Here is a 16,439-nt window from a genome sequence, read left to right as displayed (position 1 = left end):
TCTCGCTGACGCTAGCCAGTGTCCCCCATGCTGTAATGGACGCGGGTTCACCGGCGGCGGTTCCCACCGCGCGGTACTGCGGTCACAGCCGCGCCCCGGTCGAAACCGTCGAGCACCTCGGCGAGCTTGGTCCGCGCCCGTGAACAGCGGCTTTTCACGGTGCCTTCGGGAACGCCGAGCATGCGGGCCGTCTCCGCCACCGAATAGCCCTGCATATCGACCGCCACCACCGCGGCGCGCTGCTCGACCGGCAGTCGCATCAGGGCGCGCTCGACGACGATCGCGGTGTCCACCCGCGGCGTGGGATCGCCGACGTAACCCACGGGGCCGACATCGCCCGCCTCATCGAGGAGCGGGGTGGTCGGGTGGTTTTTGGTGCGCCTGAGCCGATCGAGACAGGCGTTCACCACGATGCGATACAGCCAGCTGCTGACCGCCGCATCATGTCGGAACGCCGGAGCCGTCCGGTGCGCCGACAGCATGGCGTCCTGGAGGGCATCGGCGGCGTCCTCGGGGTGGCGGCTGGTGATGAGGGCCAGTCGGTACAGCTGGCGATGGTGGCGATAGAACAGCTGCTCGAACGCGTACCGGTCACCGGCGACGTGCGCGGACAGCAACTCGGCATCGGTCCGATTCGTCCCGCACGGTCCCTCGCAGATCCCCACAGCCGAACACTAAGGGCCGCCGAGGGCACCGTCCGACACAAGTTTTCCTGCCTGGGGACAGCCAGCTCAGGACGCGGCCTTCAGCGTGATCTCGGCGATGTCGGAGCGGCTCTGGCCGTTGACCGTCCCCAGCGTGGACACCCACACCAGCACATTCGAGGTAGGCGAGGCGTTGTCCACCTTGATCGTGTTCGACCCGGCCTTGAGCGGCGTGGCCGGTGTCATCACGGTGGTGTCGTCCAGCGACGACGGTGTCGGGGTTTGCGACGAGCGGATCTCCACCGCGGTACCGGTGCTGTCCAGGTTGACGGTCACCTCGCCGAGCGTGGTGGGCTGCGGCAACTGCAACATGAGCCCGACGCCGTTCTTGAAATTCGGGAACGGAACGGGGTCGGTGTAGGTGTCGATGGGCCACACCGTGGACGTATTGCCGTCGATCGCCAACCCGGCCTGGTCGGGTGCGTCGGCCTCACCTTCGGGCGAAAACACCGTCGCCCGTGTGGGTTTGACGATCTGGCCGGGCGGGCTGGGCTGGGCGGACGACGAGCTGGGAGAGTTCAGGCCCAGTTGGTCACCGAGGCCGCCGCCGACATCGCCGAAGATGCGGCTGAGCACCGTTGCCAACACGATCAGCGCGACGATGATGACGGCACCGCCGACGCCGAGCCCGATCATCAGGCCCTTCTTGCGGCGCTGGGCCGCGTCGGGATCGTCGGTGCGCGGGCCGCCCCGGAAGCGGGCGGGGGTCGGTGTCTCGGGCTCGTCGACGGGTGAGATGAGCTCGGTGCGGTCCGCGATCGCGGTGGCCTGCTGCAAGAGGTTCAACAGCGTCGGAGCGCTCCGGATGCCGCCGCCCTCCTGGACGGCCCGCGCCGCCGCCGCCGAGATCTGGAACGGGATGTCGCGGTCGACGGCCCGTGGCTCGATCGGCTGGCCGGCGGCGTCCAGTTCGGCTGCCGCCAGCCCGCTGCGCACCCCGGACTCGGACAGCGGCCAGCGGTTGATCAGCAGGGCGTAGAGCGCGGCGCCGATGCCGCGGATGTCGTCCTCGGGCGACGCGTCGGGAAGTGTGGCAGGGAAGGCCAGCGCGACGTCGCCTTCGATGCTCACCCGCACCCGGCTGGGATGGTCGATCGACAGCGCGACACCCGACCGGTGCGCGGACTCCGCGGCGGCCGCCAGCGCCTGGATCGCCCGCGCTCCGCCGATCGGGGACGGCGAGGTCTCGGCCACCTCGGCCAGCGACCCCCCGCGGATCCACTCCGCGACCACCAGGCCGCCCGAACCCGTGCTGGTCACGTCGAGCACCCGGGCGACGCCGGGCATGTCGAGACGGCTCAGCTTGAGGGTGCGGGTCAGGATCTCCTGCAGTTCCGTATCGGGCAACGTCGCGTCGGGGTCGACGAACGTCAACGCGACCTGACGGTCAAGGGCGGTGTCCAGTGCCTGCCAGAACTGAAGGTTGGGCGGACCGCCGTGGAACACCAGCAGGCGGTAGCGGCCACCGGCGATGGTCGCGCCGGGAATCAGATGGACGTCCTCGTCGGACGTGGCGGACTCGATCGCCGGTTCGCGTGGCGGGGCGAACGCGATCGGCTCGCGGGTCGGGTCACCGCCGTAGTCGGCCGGCGGCCGGCCCGACGTGCCAGAGGGGCCCTTGACCGGCATCGGTACCGTCCCGTTGGAAATTTCGGCGGTCTCATCCGGCACACCCGGCATGGCCTCGGTCTCGGGCACATCGGCGCCGAACTCGGCGGTCACCCCATCGGGCTGGAAATCGTCGGCGGGCACATCGGGCTGGAAATCGTCGGCCGCCGGACGGGGCAGCTTGGTGGTGGCGGCGACGTCAGCGCCGGACGCGGGGTTGCCTGCGGGTTCGTCGCTCACCGCTGGTCCTTTCCGCATCCATTCCCCGGCAACGCCGGCCGGTGGCCCGCGCCGGGCGGCCGTCGGGCCTTGACGCCGTCGTGACGCGGACGAATTCCTGTGATCAGCGTACGTGAGGGGGTACCCCGACGGCGGTCGGCCGGGCGGCGCGGCGGCGGGTTCGGCTACCGTCCCCTGCCCTTGGGGCGTGGGCCCGGCGCTTCGGCCGAGACGCCGCCGCACCGCAGCGAGTGCCGCGTGCGCCTCCGGCACGCGGGCGGCCAGCATCACCCCCGCGATGATCGGCACCATGACCAGGCCCAGTACGGCCAGGCGCAGCAGTGAACCGGCGCCGCCCCAGTTGCGGGTCAGCGACTCCAGCCCGAGCAAGCGGTCGATGACGTGGGCGGCGAGTCCGGCCACCAAAGAGGCGGCGATGGTGACGAGGATGGTCCGCAGCACCTCGAGGCTGACGAGCCGGCCGCCCGGAGGCTTGAGTGCGCTGCGAAGGAGCACATAGCCGACGGTGGCGCCGGCGAGGAAGCCGAGACCGTTGGCCAGCCCCAGATACCCGGCCACCAACTCCCGGTCATCGGTCAGGTGCGGTGCTGCCAGCGATCCCGCGATCTTGACGACTGTGATGATGACGATCAGCAGGATGGGAGTCCACGGCTGCTCCCGGGCGTAGAAAACCCGAAGCGCAAGCAGCACAAGGGCGTACGGGATCAAGGTGAACGCCGAGAGCGTGATAGCCATGCCCAGGTAGCCGGCGTCGACCTCACCGAAGTTTCCGTAGGCGAACAGGGCGCTGCCGATCGCGGGACCGCCGACAGTCATCATCGCCACGATCGGTATCAGAGTGACCATCGTGAGCCGGGTGGCCAGCGACAGGTCGGCCAGCACGGCGGGCACGTTCTCGGCCGCGGCGTTGCGGCTCAGTCGCGGCATCACCACCGTGAGCACCGTGACACCGATCATGCCGAACGGCAGCATCAGCACCAGCCACGTGTAGTTGTAGATCGCCGGGCCGGAAGCCGCTGCGGTACTGGCAATTTGGTTGCCGACGATCAACCCGATCTGGCTGATCAGGACATAGAGCACCATCGCCGCGGCCATGGCGCCGAACTTCTTGAGGCGGTCGTCGATCCCCCACAGCGGCCGCAGGCTGATCCGTTCCTGCCGGATCGCGACCAGCAGCACCACCGTCTGCGCGCACACCCCCAGCGTCGTGCCGATTCCCAGCACGAGCAGCTTGGCGTTGCCCATCTCGACGGGGTCGACCGAGAGTTCGCCGGGCACAAGTACATACAGACCCAGCGTGACGATCGCGACAACGTTGTTGATCACCGGTGCCCACGCCGGCGGCCCGAATACGTTGCGGGTGTTCAGAATCGCCATGAACACCGACGACAACCCGTAGAAGATCACTTGCGGAAGAAGCAGATAGGCGAACGCGGTGGTGAGTGGCCGGTTGACCAACGGATCGCTGCCCAGCATCAGTCCGACCAACCACGGAGCCGCCGCCACCGATAGCACCGTGACCACGACCAGCAGCGCGGTGGACAACGTGACGAGTCGCCGCACGAAATCGGTTCCCCCGTCGGGGTCGTCGCGTTCGGCGCGGGCCAGCACCGGCACGAAGATCGCCGTGAAGGTGGCCTCCAGCACCAGTGCGGCGATCAGGTTGGGCAGCTGGTTGGCCACCGAGAACGCACTCGACAGCGCCGCACCCAGGATGGTGGCGAGCAGCACGATGCGGGTGAACCCGGTGAGCCGGCTGACCAGAGTCGCCAACGCCATGCCCCACGAGCGGGACACCACCGCCGCGTCGGACAATTCGGGACGGCCCGCGCGGCGCCGCGGTGCGGGACCGCGCGGGAGCCGTTGCGGCGGAGGCCGGCGCGACGGCGGCGGTGGGGGATAGAACCGTGGCACGGCGCGTGGAACGGCAGCGGGCCCGGGCTGGCCCGGCGGATGGCGATTGGGCGGCGTCCGGCCCGGGTTCACCGGCGGCGGGGGAGGCGGCCAGGGCCCGCGCGGCCCGGGGCTACTCATTACTCACCGCGGGCGGCACGGTCGACTTCTCCTGTCGCGTGGGGCCGGCATCGTCTCCGTACGCGAGCGCCACCTCGAGCGGATCGGGTCGGTCGAGGTCGGCACGGTCGGGCTGGCCGCGGAATCGGTGCCACAACCGCCGCCCGGCCAACAGCACCAGCAAGGCGCCCGCCGCCAACGTGATGAAGAAGAGCACCTTGCCATAGGCGTTGGAGTGCACGGACAGCCGCACCGGCTCACCCAGCGACAGCCCGTCGGCGGTGCGCAGCGCGACGTCCACCGCGACCCGCTGGGTGAAGTGCACTTCGACCGGCACGCGCAGGGGCAGAAAGCCCGGCGGCAGCTCGATCTCGCCCGCGTCGGTGACCGTCATCCCCGGTGGCGCATCGACCTGCAGGCGGACCCGGACCGGGACCGGTAAATCGTTGCGCAACACCAGCGGCAGCGGACTGTGCTCGGTGGCCAGCGTGTAGGACCCGCCCGGGTTGACGATCGTCACCGCGCCGAACATGTCGTCGACGGTGCGGCCGACGGTGGTGAGCCGCTGCCGCGCCAACCCGTTGCGGGCGTCCGCGGGAACTGACTGGCTCAGTGCGCGCAGCATGTCCTCGCGCAGCGGAGCGGTGTAACCGATGCCCGTGAGGCCGGTCTGCGCATTCGTGGTCAGTGCGCCGGTCAGGCCCCAGAGCCGGCCGACGACCGCGCCGAGGCCCGAGACGACCCCGTCGTCGAAGTGGCCGCGCGGGTTGCCCAGCGCGGAATCTGGCGCCGGGGCGACATCTTGGGGCGGCACGGCTGCGGCCTCGGCGATCACCGACGTCAGCGGGCGCGGCACCGCAAGCTCGGAGTGGATCGCGGTCGCCACGCCGGTGAGGATCGCCTGCGCGTCGTCGGCCTGCAGTGTCCAGACCGGCGGTGGCATCAGGATCTCGGTGCGCGGCTCCGTGTCGGGCCGCAGGCTGCTCCAAAGCATCGCGCCGAGCGCATCCTGCCTGCGGGCGACCGACGAATCGTGCTTGAGCGGAATGTCCAGCGTCGGGTCCAGATATGTCGGCGAGACCGGCTGGGTGCCTGCGCCGGCCAGCGCGGCCCCCACAGTCGGATCAAAGGGTGCCGAGACCACGCTGGGCGAGTAGCGCACGGGGTTGAGGTCGGCGGTGGCGGGCTCGCCCGCGCTGTCCTGCGCGGCGAAGTTCGCGGCGCCGATCGCGACGGTCTGGCCGTGCGCCGAGAGCAGGTCGACGGCCGGACCGGTCAGGGGGCCGTCGCCCACGAGCGTGGCCCCGCGGGTGGACGGGACGCCGAGGATCTGATCCACGATGTCGGCCGCGCCGCCGGTCGCGATCGCGCTCAGCCCCGAGTCGCCGACGCGGTGCAGCGCGTCCAGATCGGCCTGCGCATACGTCGTGGACGTCACGCACATGCGCTGCGCCAGCGCCTTGAGGCGATTGAGCCACGCCACCGCGACGTCCTGGCCGGTGCCGGGATGTGTCGGCGTGGTGGGGCCCGCGTCGGGTGCGTCGTTGACGACGTAACCGCCCGCCATCGCGTTGACGGTGACCAGGAGATCGGGATCGACGGCCACGCACATCGCGCTGCGCACCTGCCCGTCGGCATCGACCTGGGGGCTGGTCGCGAAATCGATCGCCGAGAGAAGGATGTCGAGCCGGCCGCCCGCGGCAAGCGACGTGGCCAGTTCGTCGTCGATCAACCGCACCGGTGTGGTGCCGCCGGGCGCACCCGCGGCCAGCCGCGGACGATCGGCCAACGGCCACAGCATGGTGAGCCGCACGGGTCTGGAGGTATCGGGTGGAATCACCGATGCCAGGGTGTCGGCCGTGGACTCGCGGGCGGGTTCCGGCGGCACCCCGAGAACCGGCAACAGGAAGCGCGCATCGTCGAGACGCGCCGGCGCACCGTAATCGGGTGTCCCGTTGACGTTGACCATCACCGGGTATACGCCGGGCTGCTCGATGTGCAGGGACGGCAGCTCCGCGGAACGCAGGGGATAGGAAAGGGTAAACGGAACTGCTTGGCCGCGAAGCAATTCCGGCGCCAAGGTGATGAAGGAGGCCACGGGCTCGAACTGATCGACGTTGCCGGTGAGGTTCGTCCGCAGGCCTGAGGAGGCGGTGACGGCCGCGGTGTGCTCGAGACGCACCATCACATCGCGCACCGGCCGGTCGCCGACGTTCTGCACCGTGCCCGCCACCGTGACGGTCGGCTCGCTGGTGGTGGTCACCACGTCGGGCGTCACCCGGTCGATCCGCACCAGCAAGAACGGTGCGGCGCCCGGCTCGACGGCGACCGCCCTGGGCGCTTGCGCGAAAACGCCCGGCAGCGTCAGTAGCGCGGCGATGGCGAGCAGCCGAACGAGCACGGCGGTGGCTGCCACTCGCGGCGCCGCCGCAGATGTGGTCACGGCCCTTGTCCGCAGCCGTTCGTCCGCCCGCCGGGCCGGGGTCGAGCGGATTCGTCGGACCGACGGTTGCGGGTGTGCGAATGTGTCTGGGCGCGCCGCCGAGGTGAGCTGTGTGGCAGCGGAGGCAGGGCCGCCGGACCGTCGGAATGTAGTTTGTCGATCAGCTCGCCTGCGACTTCGGCGAGCCGGCGTTCGTCGGCGTAGGCGAGCCGGGACGGCAGTTCCCTCAGCGGCACCCACGCGACTTCGCTGACTTCGACGTCCTCGTCGCACAGCTCACCGCCGAGGAACCGCATCAGATAGTGGTGCACGGTTTTGTGGACGCGGCGGCCCTCGGTGACGAACCAGTAGTCGATGCTGCCCAGCGCGGCCAGCACGCCGCCCTGGATGCCGGTCTCCTCGGCGACCTCGCGGATCGCGGTCTGCTCGGCGGTCTCGCCGAGCTCGATGTGCCCCTTGGGCAGGGACCACAGCATCCGGCCACGCCGGTCGATGCGTCCGATCAGCGCCGCCACCTGGCCTTCCTTCGGCCCGTCGATACCGTCGATGACCAGTCCGCCCGCCGACGTCTCGTGCACGGTGCGCAGACGGTCCTGCGACCGCCGCGGACGCGACTTCTGCGGCTTGTTCTGACCACCCGGCTGGTTCTTCGTGCCGCCTGCGGCGGCGTTGTTGCGATTGGTGTGTCCCCCGCGGGCGGGCGTTTCTCCGGGGACCGGGCCCTTCTCACCGGCGGCCTCCGGCGGACCTGCCGCGCGTCGGCCACGGCGCCTACCTCTGCGCCGTCGTGGTTTGGCCTGTTCGCCGTCCGACACCCAAGCGATAGTAGCTGCCGTGAACATTCGCTCTCGCCGCACTCGCCGGACGGTGATCGGGCCGTGACCACTAGGCTCATCGGACGTGCCGGATTCAGCTGCTGACGCCGAACTGCTTGCGGCTGCCCAAGTCGCGTTGAACCAGCACGGCGAGGTGCTGCGCGACCTCGGCGCGGCATTTGCCGGCGCGGGTCACGAGCTGTACCTCGTCGGTGGCAGCGTGCGCGACGCGCTGCTGGGCCGGCTGCACGCCGACCTCGATTTCACCACCGACGCCCGCCCGGAACAGATGCAGAGATTCCTTCGCCCGTGGGCCGAGTCGTTGTGGGACACCGGCATCGAATTCGGCACGCTCGGCGTGGGCAAATCCGACCTGCGCATGGAGATCACGACGTTTCGTGCCGACAGTTACGATCAGGTCTCGCGCAATCCGCGAGTGCGGTTCGGCGACCGCCTCGACGACGATCTGGTGCGGCGGGATTTCACCGCCAACGCCATGGCGGTGCGGATCACGCCGGACGGACCGGCCGAATTTCACGATCCCCTGGGCGGTTTGGCGGCGCTGCGGGCCCGTGTCCTGGACACACCGTCGGCGCCCGAGGTGTCGTTCGGGGACGATCCGCTGCGGATGCTGCGCGCGGCGCGGTTCGCCTCCCAGCTCGGGTTCGCGGTCGCGCCACGCGTGCGGAGGGCGATGACCGAGATGGCCGGTCAGCTCGGGCGCATCACCGCCGAGCGGGTGGCCGCGGAGTTGGACAAGCTCCTCCTCGGGTCGGATCCGGTGGCGGGCCTGGACCTGATGGTCGAGACCGGCCTCGGCGATGTGGTGCTGCCCGAGGTCGGCGCGATGCGGATGGCCATCGACGAACACCACCAGCACAAGGACGTCTACCAGCATTCGCTGACCGTGCTGCGGCAGGCCATCGATCTGGAGGATCAGGGACCCGATCTGGTGTTGCGCTGGTCGGCACTGCTGCACGACATCGGTAAGCCGGCCACCCGCAGGCACGAGCCGGACGGCGGGGTGAGCTTCCACCATCACGAGGTGGTCGGCGCGAAGATGACCCGCAAGCGGATGCGGGAGCTGAAGTACTCCAAGCAGATGATCACCGACGTGTCGCAGCTGGTGTACCTGCACTTGCGGTTTCATGGCTACGGGGACGGCCGGTGGACGGACTCCGCGGTGCGCCGCTACGTCACGGACGCGGGTCCCCTGCTGCCGAAACTGCACAAGTTGGTGCGGGCTGACTGCACGACCCGCAACAAGCGCCGCGCGGCGCGGCTGCAGGCCAACTACGACGACCTCGAGCGGCGCATCGACGAGCTCGCGGCGAAGGAGGATCTGGCGCGGGTGCGGCCCGACCTGGATGGCAACGAGATCATGCGGATCCTCGACATTCCGGCCGGGCCCGAGGTGGGTCAGGCGTGGCGCTACCTCAAGGAGCTCCGGCTCGATCGTGGGCCGCTCAGCCACGACGAGGCCATCGACGAACTACACAAATGGTGGAACGCGAGGCGCGGGCCCACCGTCTGAAGGTCGTGGACTACTGCCTCGGCGATGACGGTTCGGCGACCATCTGGGCGGCCGCACCGGACACCGATCTCGACGGTGACGGGGTGCTCGACGCGGTCGGGCTGGATTTCGACGGCGACGGCCGCCTCGATGACGCGATGGCCGACCTGGACGGTGACGGGCTGGCCGATCACGCGGCACTCGATCTGGACAACGACGGCCACGCCGAGGCGTCCTTCACCGATGACGGCACCGGCACGTGGGCAGTGAGCGTCGACCGGGCCGGGCTATTGCGGTGGTTCGGCCTCGACGGCGTCGAGCGCACCGGTGGACCGCTGGTGGACCTGGACGGTGACGGGCAGCCGGGCGAGCGCCTGGTGGACGCCGACGGTGACGGGCTGGCCGATCGGGTGATGGCGGGTTCAGCCGCCTACGTCGACTCCGACGGCGACGGCACCTGGGACCTCAAGCTGACCGACACCGACGGTGACGGCAAGGCCGACGCGGCCAATGAACTGCGATGACCCCCCGCGAGCGTGCGTGTCTGCGGCCGACACGCCGACCAAAACCACGGCATCACGCACGTCCACGGCGTGCGGTCATGACAGCTGCTCGAGAAGTGCCTTCGCGTCCTGCAGGTCTGCGGTATCGAACCCCTCGGTGAACCAGCGGTAGACCGGCGACAGCAGTGCTCGCGCCTCCGCGGCGCGGCCGTCCTCGGCCCACTTTTGGGCCAGGCTCGTCGCCGCCTGGAGCTCCCACGACTTCGCCTGCCCGGCGCGCGCCACGGCGAGGGCCCGCTCGAAGCAACTCTCCGCCCGGGCCCGGTCGGGGATCTCCTGTCGTAGCAACAGCGCGCCCTTGGTCCGGTGAACTTCGGCCTCGTAAAGCCGCTCGTCGTTGGTCTGCACCCAGTGCAGCGCCTCTCCGCCGCCGCCAACCCCGCCTCGCATTGGTCGAGCGCGCCGTAGGCGTCGGCCAACAGCGCCAGGAACCATGGCCACACCGCGCCGATCCCGAACGCCCGACGCCGGTCCATCGCCTCGCGGATGTCTGCGATACCGGCGGGCAGGTTGCCCAGCTCTGCGGCGGCCCACCCGTCCGCTGCGTGTTCTCGCGCGGATTCTGGCTCGCGACGCAGTTGAGAGAGCTGCGCGGCGAACAACAGCGCAATGCCGATGCTGTAGGGATGCTGGAGTTGGCTGGCATGGGCCACGGTCTGTTCCATCGCAAGGCTCGCGTGACTCGGATATCCGAGCACCGAGTTCGCGAACGCATTCAGATAGCCGCAGATGATTCCGGGTTCTGGTTGTAGGCCGCGATACCTTTGCGGTGCTGTTCGGGGTTGTAGAGCGCCAGGCCCTGGCGACTGTGGTCACGCACGACCAGGAAATCGCCCTGCCACCACGCCGCATAGGCCACCATCGAATGTCCCGCCGACAGCACGAGCGCATCGTGTTGCGGTTCGGCCAGCGTGAGGAATTCTTCGGCCAAGGTCCGCGCCTCGACCACGTGCCCGAGCACGATGTGCGCGTACGCCAGACCGGAGAGGGCGGGGAACAACTCCCGGGTGCTCCCGACGTGGCGCGCCAGTTCGCCAGCGCGGCTGTAGATGCGTTCGACGGATTGGGGCCCGTGCGCGAAACTCGTCGCCGGACCGAGCACGAGATGGAGGGACAGCTCTGCTGGTCTCGTTCGCGGGACTCGGGAAGCGCGCCGAGCAACTCCAGGCCACGGGTGGCGTGGTTGGCGGCCTCGTAGTTGGCACTGCGTTGTAGTGCGTGGAGTCCGGCGGCCTGCCAGAAGGGGATGGCCCGCGCAGTGAGACCGGCTTCGGTGTAGTGCCGTGCCAGCAACTCGGGCTGGGTCTCGATGACCTCGGGGAAGCCTGACTCCAAGGCAACGGCGATGCGTTGGTGGTGTTGCTGCCGCGTGCTCTTCAGCAACGATTGGTATGCCGCGTCCTGGATGAGTGCGGGTTTGAAGCGGTACGTCGCGTTAGGCGGCTTCCCCTGTTGGTAGAGGAATTCGGCAGACACCAACTGGGTGAGACCGTCCTCGAGGACGTCGTCGCTCCATGGGGAGACGGCCCGTAGCACGGCATAGGAGAAGGTTCGGCCGATCGCCGCGCCGAGTTGTGCCAATCCTTTGATCGCCGACAGCCGGTCGAGCCGGGCCATCAGGGAGTCATGAAGGGTGTTCGGGATGGCAAGTGGCGGTAGGGGGCCCGGCCAGTTCGTAACGGTCGGCCTGCTCTGTGAGTAGGCCCGACTCGATCAGCGCGCCAGCCGCGTGAGACTCATTTCGGTGACGCCCGGGTCACCCGTCCACGGGCTGAGGAATTCCGGTCGACAGGTGAAGAGCGCCAGAAGGCGGGTGTCGCCGATCTGCTCCACGAAAAGGGTGAGGAACTCAACCGTGGTCGGATCGACCCAGTGCAGATCCTCGACGACGAAAAGAACGGGCTGCTGCGCCGCTCTGCGCCGGAAGATCGTCAGCACCGCCTGCATGGTCTGTTGTTTCTGCTGATCCGGCGGCAGTTCCGGGAACGCGTGCCCGGCGCCGGGCGGAGTCAAGAGCAACGAGCAGAGATGGGGCAGTGCATCTTCGAGCGGCAAGCCGCTCTGCGTGAAGAACTCCTCCAGCTTTCGTAGTTTGTCGGCCGCGGACTCGGAGCGGTCGAAGCGAAGGACCACCCTCTCGAGAAGATCGATGAAGGGATAGAACGCGGTGTCCTGATGGTACGGCGATCCCTGGCAGGCGAACTTCGGGCGATTCGCTAACGCCCGGGTCCCGGCGGCCCTGCGAAGGCCTGCGCGATGGTCAGCCACCGCGCGGAGTCGACGCCCTCGGCGGTGACGTCGAGCGATGACAGCGGCCTGCGCTGGGTGACCAGCATGCAGAAGTCCTCGGCCGATCCGATGACGCGTTCGGCCGCATCGTCAGGACCCCAGGACCAGGTCGAGCCGTCCGGGGCGCGCAGTTCGACCCGGGCCGGATCCGTCGGGGGAGTCAATCCGTTGACGACGAACGAATAGTCGCGGGTCCGCACCCCGATGTGGGCGATCGAGCGCAGGCGTCCGGTCGGCGTCCGTTGCACGCCGAGCGCATCGGCGACGTCGAGGCCGTGCGCCCAGGTCTCCATGAGCCGGGCCGTCGCCATCGACGGGGCGCTCATCGGCGGCCCGAACCAGGGCAGCTTGCGGCCGTCCGCTACCGCCAGCAACTCGTCGTGCAGACGCATGCGGGTCCGGCGCCAGTCGGCGAGCAGCCGTGCGGGTGCGGTGACGGCCAGTTCCTCGGCGCCCACGTCGACGAACCCGGTCGGATTTTTCGCCGCCTCCTGCAGCGCAACCGCGAAGCCGGCCTCGTCGGTGACCGCCGTCAGCGCGACCCGGTCGGTCCACAGCAGATGCGCGATCTGGTGGGCGATCGTCCAGCCCGGCGACGGCGTCGGATCCGCCCAGCGCGCCGCCGCAAGATCGGCGACCAGGTCGTCGAGTTCGTCGCTTTCGGCCCGCAGATCGGCCACCACCGGCTCAGCTGTCGCCATGCCGGTCACCCTATCCAGGTTGAGGTGAACGCCTGCCGAGGAAGGCGTGCAGCGCCAGCCCGCAGAGGTACACGGCGGCACCCGCGAGCGCCAGCGCGGGTTCGTGGCCGTCGGCGGGAATGACAATCGCGGCCACCGTGATTGCGGCGATGAACGAAACCCAGAACAGCGAGTCCTGAACCGTGAACACGTGGCCACGCAGCGCGTCGTCGACGTCGAGCTGCATCGCACTGTCCACGCACAGCTTGACGACCTGGCCGGCGACGCCGAGCAGGAAGCCGCACACGATCATCATCGGCAGCTGCAGACCGGACGCTGCGAGCTGGATCACCGCGGCGAGCGCCAGCGCGCCGTTGGCCGTGGCGTAGCGGCCCCACCGGCCGGCGGCGGCGGGCATCACGACGGCGGCGATCAAGAACCCGGCGCCGGTGGCCGCGGCGAACAACACGGTCATGCCGAGGCCGGCGACCTCCTGGGTGTCGCTGTGTCGCACGATCACCAGCAGGAGCAGGCTGTTGATCCCGAAGACCATCCGGTGCGCGGCGAGCCCGGCCAGGGCGGCGGCCACCGATGGCACCGCCGCGACGGTGCGGATGCCGTGCACCCACCCGGTGGCCACCGCGTAGGGCGCCGACCCGTGGATCGCCCGCACGCTGTCGTCCGGGCCGAGCAAGTGCGGCGAGAAGCGCCATGCCAGCCACAACGCGAACGCGACGGGGACGACGACGATCATGATGATTGCTGCGGCGCCGGTGTCGTCGGACCCGAACAACCAACGGGGCACGAGCATGAAGCTGGCGCCGAGAAAGGCGGTCGCCCCGCCCGTCGCGGTCGCGACCGAGTTCATCGACACCACCCGATCCCGCGGCACCACGTGCGGCAGCGCCGCCGACAGTCCGGACGAGACGAATCGGGTGAAGCCGTTGACGATCAAAGCGGCGACCAGAACCGGCAAGTCGGAGACGCCGGCCGCGAGCAGGGCGGCGACCACGACCACCATCAGCAGGCGGCCCAGGTTCGCGCCGATCAGCACGAGCCGGCGATCCCAGCGGTCGAGCAACGCGCCGGCGAACGGACCGAGCAGCGAGTAGGGCAGGTAGAGGACGGCGAACGAACCGGCGATGGCCAACGGCGTCGCTTCACGCTCGGGGTTGAACAGGATCGCGCCCGCGAGCCCGGCCGCGAACAGGCCGTCTCCGAACTGACTCACCAGCCGCAGTTCCAGCAGCCGCTGGAACTCGGGCAGGCCCACGTACCGAGCGCCACACCGCCATGGGTGCGCTGGCGTCGGCCACGGGATCACGTCCTGTTTCAGAGCGGTTGTTGACGATCGGTCGGATCACCGAACCCGACCCACAGTACAAATCTTCCGGCGGGCCGCGCTTGTTCGCCACGACGATCCGTTGCCGGTGCGATGATGTTGAGGTGGCGCAGTCAGAGGATCCGGAGGACTTCATCGCCCCTGCCGCGCACCGTGTGCGCGCCGGCACCTTGCTGCTCGCCAATACGGATCTGCTCGAGCCGACGTTTCGCCGCAGCGTCATCTACGTCGTCGAGCACAACGACGGCGGCACCCTCGGGGTGGTGCTGAACCGGCCCAGCGAGACCGCGGTGTACAACGTGTTACCGCAGTGGGCGAAGCTGGCCACCAAGCCCAAGACCATGTTCATCGGCGGCCCCGTCAAACGCGACGCCGCGCTGTGCCTGGCCACGCTGCGCGTCGGCATGGAGGCATCCGGCGTACCTGGCCTGCGGCATGTGCAGGGCCGGATGGTGATGGTGGACCTCGACGCCGATCCGGACGCCATCGCGCCCGTGGTGGAAGGGGTACGCATCTTCGCGGGCTACTCGGGCTGGACCATCGGCCAGCTCGAGGGAGAAATCGAGCGAGACGACTGGATTGTGCTGTCTGCGTTGCCAACCGATGTACTGGTGGAACCGCGTGTCGACCTGTGGTCGCGGGTGTTGCGTCGTCAGCCGCTGCCCATGTCGCTGCTGGCCAGCCATCCGATCGACATCAGCCGAAACTGAAACACCGTCCGCACCAGGCCAAGCGGGCTCACTTACAGGACAGCGTGCATGTCGCGCAGGTGCCGCCGCAGCTGCCGACGGCCCCGGTGTGCTGCGCCCCGGCGGCGGCGGCGACCTTGGCGCTCTGCCAGCACCCGGCGGCGACCGTGCCCACCGCCCCGAGGACGCACACGATGATCACGACCATCCCGGTCTGCGGTGGGGCGGACAACGCCACCGCCCCACCGGCGGCGAGCATGACCGCGGCGGCCAACTGGGTGGGCGCGACCCCGCGCAGGACCTGGAGGACGAAGTCGCCGGACCGCGGCCGGGTCAACAGCCAGACCCCGAGTGCAGCGGTCGCGACGGCGGCGCACAGACATATCACCGCGGCGATGAGCATGCGCCACACAATACGAGCCCCAACCTGAGTGCGTTGGTTGGGGCGTCCCCCGGGCGCCAGGCTTCGCCCGGGGGACGACGACTTTCGGGGCCTAGCCCGGCAGCTCCAGCAACTGCGGCGTTGCGGGCGGCAGGCCCGGCGCCGGTGCCGGTGCGGCCGGCGCGGGCGCGGCCGGCGCAGGAGGAGCGGGCGGTGGCGGAGCCGCGGGGTCGACGACCCTGAAGCCGTTGATGATGGCGTCGGTGGCATCGGCGGCGGCCACGACCTGGTCGACGCTGGTGGTCACCGACAGCGTCACCAGATACCTGTCGGGGCCCGAGTTCGCGATCACATGCCGTCGTGAGGTGTTGAGTGTCAGGGAGTTGTCCCGGTAGGTGCCCTCGATGACCGATGACGGCATGCCGCCGAAGTCGGCCAGCGATCCGTCGGTGGCCCGCCAGGCCGGCAGCTGCTGGCTGTCGACGAACCCGTGGCTGATCGCTTCCTTCGGATCGAAGTCGCCGACCAGCTTGTAGACCACGAGCTGTGCGTTCGATGAATAGAGGCCGTTGCCACCGACCCTGTCGGCGATGACCGCGAACGCGTCGGGAACGTTGGGGTCGGGCACCTGCGCCCAGCCTTTCGGCACTGGCAGCACGATGTTGAGAGCTTTGAAGTCGCGGCTGGCCTGTGGTTCGAGCGTCACCCCCTTCTCTTTGAAGAAGTCGGCCAGCGTTCCCGACGAGGCTGGGGTGATCGTCACCGGCGGTGGCGCGGGGACGGGTGGTGGTGCCGGGACGGCGGGTGCCGCAACGCCCGCGGGCGCCGCGACGCCTGCGGGTGCCAGTGCGGCGGGGGCCACACCGGGCTGAGTGAGGGACTGCGGCATGGCGGCGGCGTTCGGCGCCACTGTGACCGTCTGCGTCACGGTGGCCGGCGCGGGCAGCGGCGGCTGCGGGAAGATGGGCTCGGCAGACGCGGTGGTGGTGCCCGCGATACCGATCACACCGGCCGCCGCGGCGGCCACACCTCCTGCCAGAACCCGCCAGCGGCGGGCGTTCTCGATCATCGACAGCGACCTTCTTTCTGTGGCGAGGGGTTCGTCACACCCCAGGTCAGGGGCCGACTGTATCGACCGCGGAGAGCTGGTCACCAGGG

Annotated in this window: 13 protein-coding genes and 1 pseudogene; 3 read left to right on the top strand and 11 right to left on the bottom strand. The window is 69.6% G+C overall.

Annotation, left to right across the window (positions count from 1 at the left end):
* Positions 1 to 47: 47 nt before the first annotated feature.
* The 4 genes from sigM to ACVWWN_RS04155 form a co-directional block, all read right to left on the bottom strand.
* A complete protein-coding gene (gene sigM, locus ACVWWN_RS04170) occupies positions 48 to 665 on the bottom strand; it encodes an RNA polymerase sigma factor SigM (protein ID WP_457142762.1) in 618 nt (205 codons plus the stop codon).
* Positions 666 to 731: 66 nt separating this feature from the next.
* The gene (gene murJ, locus ACVWWN_RS04165) at positions 732 to 4,586 is read right to left on the bottom strand and encodes a murein biosynthesis integral membrane protein MurJ (RefSeq protein ID WP_457142761.1); all 3,855 of its coding nucleotides are present in this window, start codon (positions 4,584 to 4,586) and stop codon (positions 732 to 734) included.
* Entirely contained in the window at positions 4,579 to 7,008 is a 2,430-nt protein-coding gene (locus ACVWWN_RS04160) for a DUF6049 family protein (protein WP_457142760.1), read from the bottom strand. The genes murJ and ACVWWN_RS04160 overlap by 8 nt, the downstream gene beginning before the upstream one ends.
* Positions 7,005 to 7,823 (bottom strand): NUDIX hydrolase, encoded by an 819-nt coding sequence (locus tag ACVWWN_RS04155; RefSeq protein WP_457142759.1) that lies wholly within the window; start codon positions 7,821 to 7,823, stop codon positions 7,005 to 7,007. The genes ACVWWN_RS04160 and ACVWWN_RS04155 overlap by 4 nt, the downstream gene beginning before the upstream one ends.
* A gap of 85 nt (positions 7,824 to 7,908) precedes the next feature.
* Here ACVWWN_RS04155 and ACVWWN_RS04150 point away from each other — a divergent pair, with 85 nt between their 5' ends.
* Complete coding sequence (locus ACVWWN_RS04150; RefSeq protein WP_457142758.1) at positions 7,909 to 9,357, top strand: CCA tRNA nucleotidyltransferase; 1,449 nt, start codon at positions 7,909 to 7,911, stop codon at positions 9,355 to 9,357.
* A gap of 5 nt (positions 9,358 to 9,362) precedes the next feature.
* Positions 9,363 to 9,860: a pullulanase gene (locus ACVWWN_RS04145; RefSeq protein ID WP_457148991.1), complete on the top strand. Its 498-nt coding sequence runs from the start codon at positions 9,363 to 9,365 to the stop codon at positions 9,858 to 9,860.
* A gap of 75 nt (positions 9,861 to 9,935) precedes the next feature.
* Here ACVWWN_RS04145 and ACVWWN_RS04140 read toward each other — a convergent pair whose 3' ends face one another.
* The 5 genes and pseudogenes from ACVWWN_RS04140 to ACVWWN_RS04120 all read right to left on the bottom strand — a co-directional run bounded on the left by ACVWWN_RS04140 (position 9,936) and on the right by ACVWWN_RS04120 (position 14,184).
* Positions 9,936 to 10,289, bottom strand: a complete 354-nt coding sequence (locus tag ACVWWN_RS04140) for a hypothetical protein (protein ID WP_457142757.1) — start codon at positions 10,287 to 10,289, stop codon at positions 9,936 to 9,938.
* Between the two features lie 325 nt (positions 10,290 to 10,614).
* The gene (locus tag ACVWWN_RS04135; protein WP_457142756.1) at positions 10,615 to 11,001 is read right to left on the bottom strand and encodes a hypothetical protein; all 387 of its coding nucleotides are present in this window, start codon (positions 10,999 to 11,001) and stop codon (positions 10,615 to 10,617) included.
* A 611-nt stretch (positions 11,002 to 11,612) separates the two neighbouring features.
* Entirely contained in the window at positions 11,613 to 12,167 is a 555-nt protein-coding gene (locus ACVWWN_RS04130) for an AAA family ATPase (protein ID WP_457142755.1), read from the bottom strand.
* Positions 12,116 to 12,889 carry a TIGR03084 family metal-binding protein gene (locus tag ACVWWN_RS04125; RefSeq protein ID WP_457142754.1) on the bottom strand — a complete coding sequence of 258 codons (774 nt, stop codon included), beginning with the start codon at positions 12,887 to 12,889 and terminating at the stop codon, positions 12,116 to 12,118. The genes ACVWWN_RS04130 and ACVWWN_RS04125 overlap by 52 nt, the downstream gene beginning before the upstream one ends.
* 10 nt (positions 12,890 to 12,899) lie before the next feature.
* Positions 12,900 to 14,184 (bottom strand): annotated as a pseudogene (locus ACVWWN_RS04120) (MFS transporter).
* A gap of 130 nt (positions 14,185 to 14,314) precedes the next feature.
* Here ACVWWN_RS04120 and ACVWWN_RS04115 point away from each other — a divergent pair.
* Positions 14,315 to 14,920 carry a YqgE/AlgH family protein gene (locus ACVWWN_RS04115; protein WP_457142753.1) on the top strand — a complete coding sequence of 202 codons (606 nt, stop codon included), beginning with the start codon at positions 14,315 to 14,317 and terminating at the stop codon, positions 14,918 to 14,920.
* A 28-nt stretch (positions 14,921 to 14,948) separates the two neighbouring features.
* Here the strand turns inward: ACVWWN_RS04115 and ACVWWN_RS04110 are convergent, their stop codons facing one another.
* Positions 14,949 to 15,302, bottom strand: a complete 354-nt coding sequence (locus ACVWWN_RS04110; protein WP_457142752.1) for a hypothetical protein — start codon at positions 15,300 to 15,302, stop codon at positions 14,949 to 14,951.
* A gap of 91 nt (positions 15,303 to 15,393) precedes the next feature.
* The gene (locus tag ACVWWN_RS04105; protein WP_457142751.1) at positions 15,394 to 16,350 is read right to left on the bottom strand and encodes an LpqN/LpqT family lipoprotein; all 957 of its coding nucleotides are present in this window, start codon (positions 16,348 to 16,350) and stop codon (positions 15,394 to 15,396) included.
* Positions 16,351 to 16,439: the final 89 nt, after the last annotated feature.

The organism is Mycobacterium sp. URHB0021 (assembly GCF_054057895.1).
The sequence above is the reverse complement of the archived record's forward strand: the minus strand, read 5'-3'. Positions and strand labels throughout refer to the sequence as shown.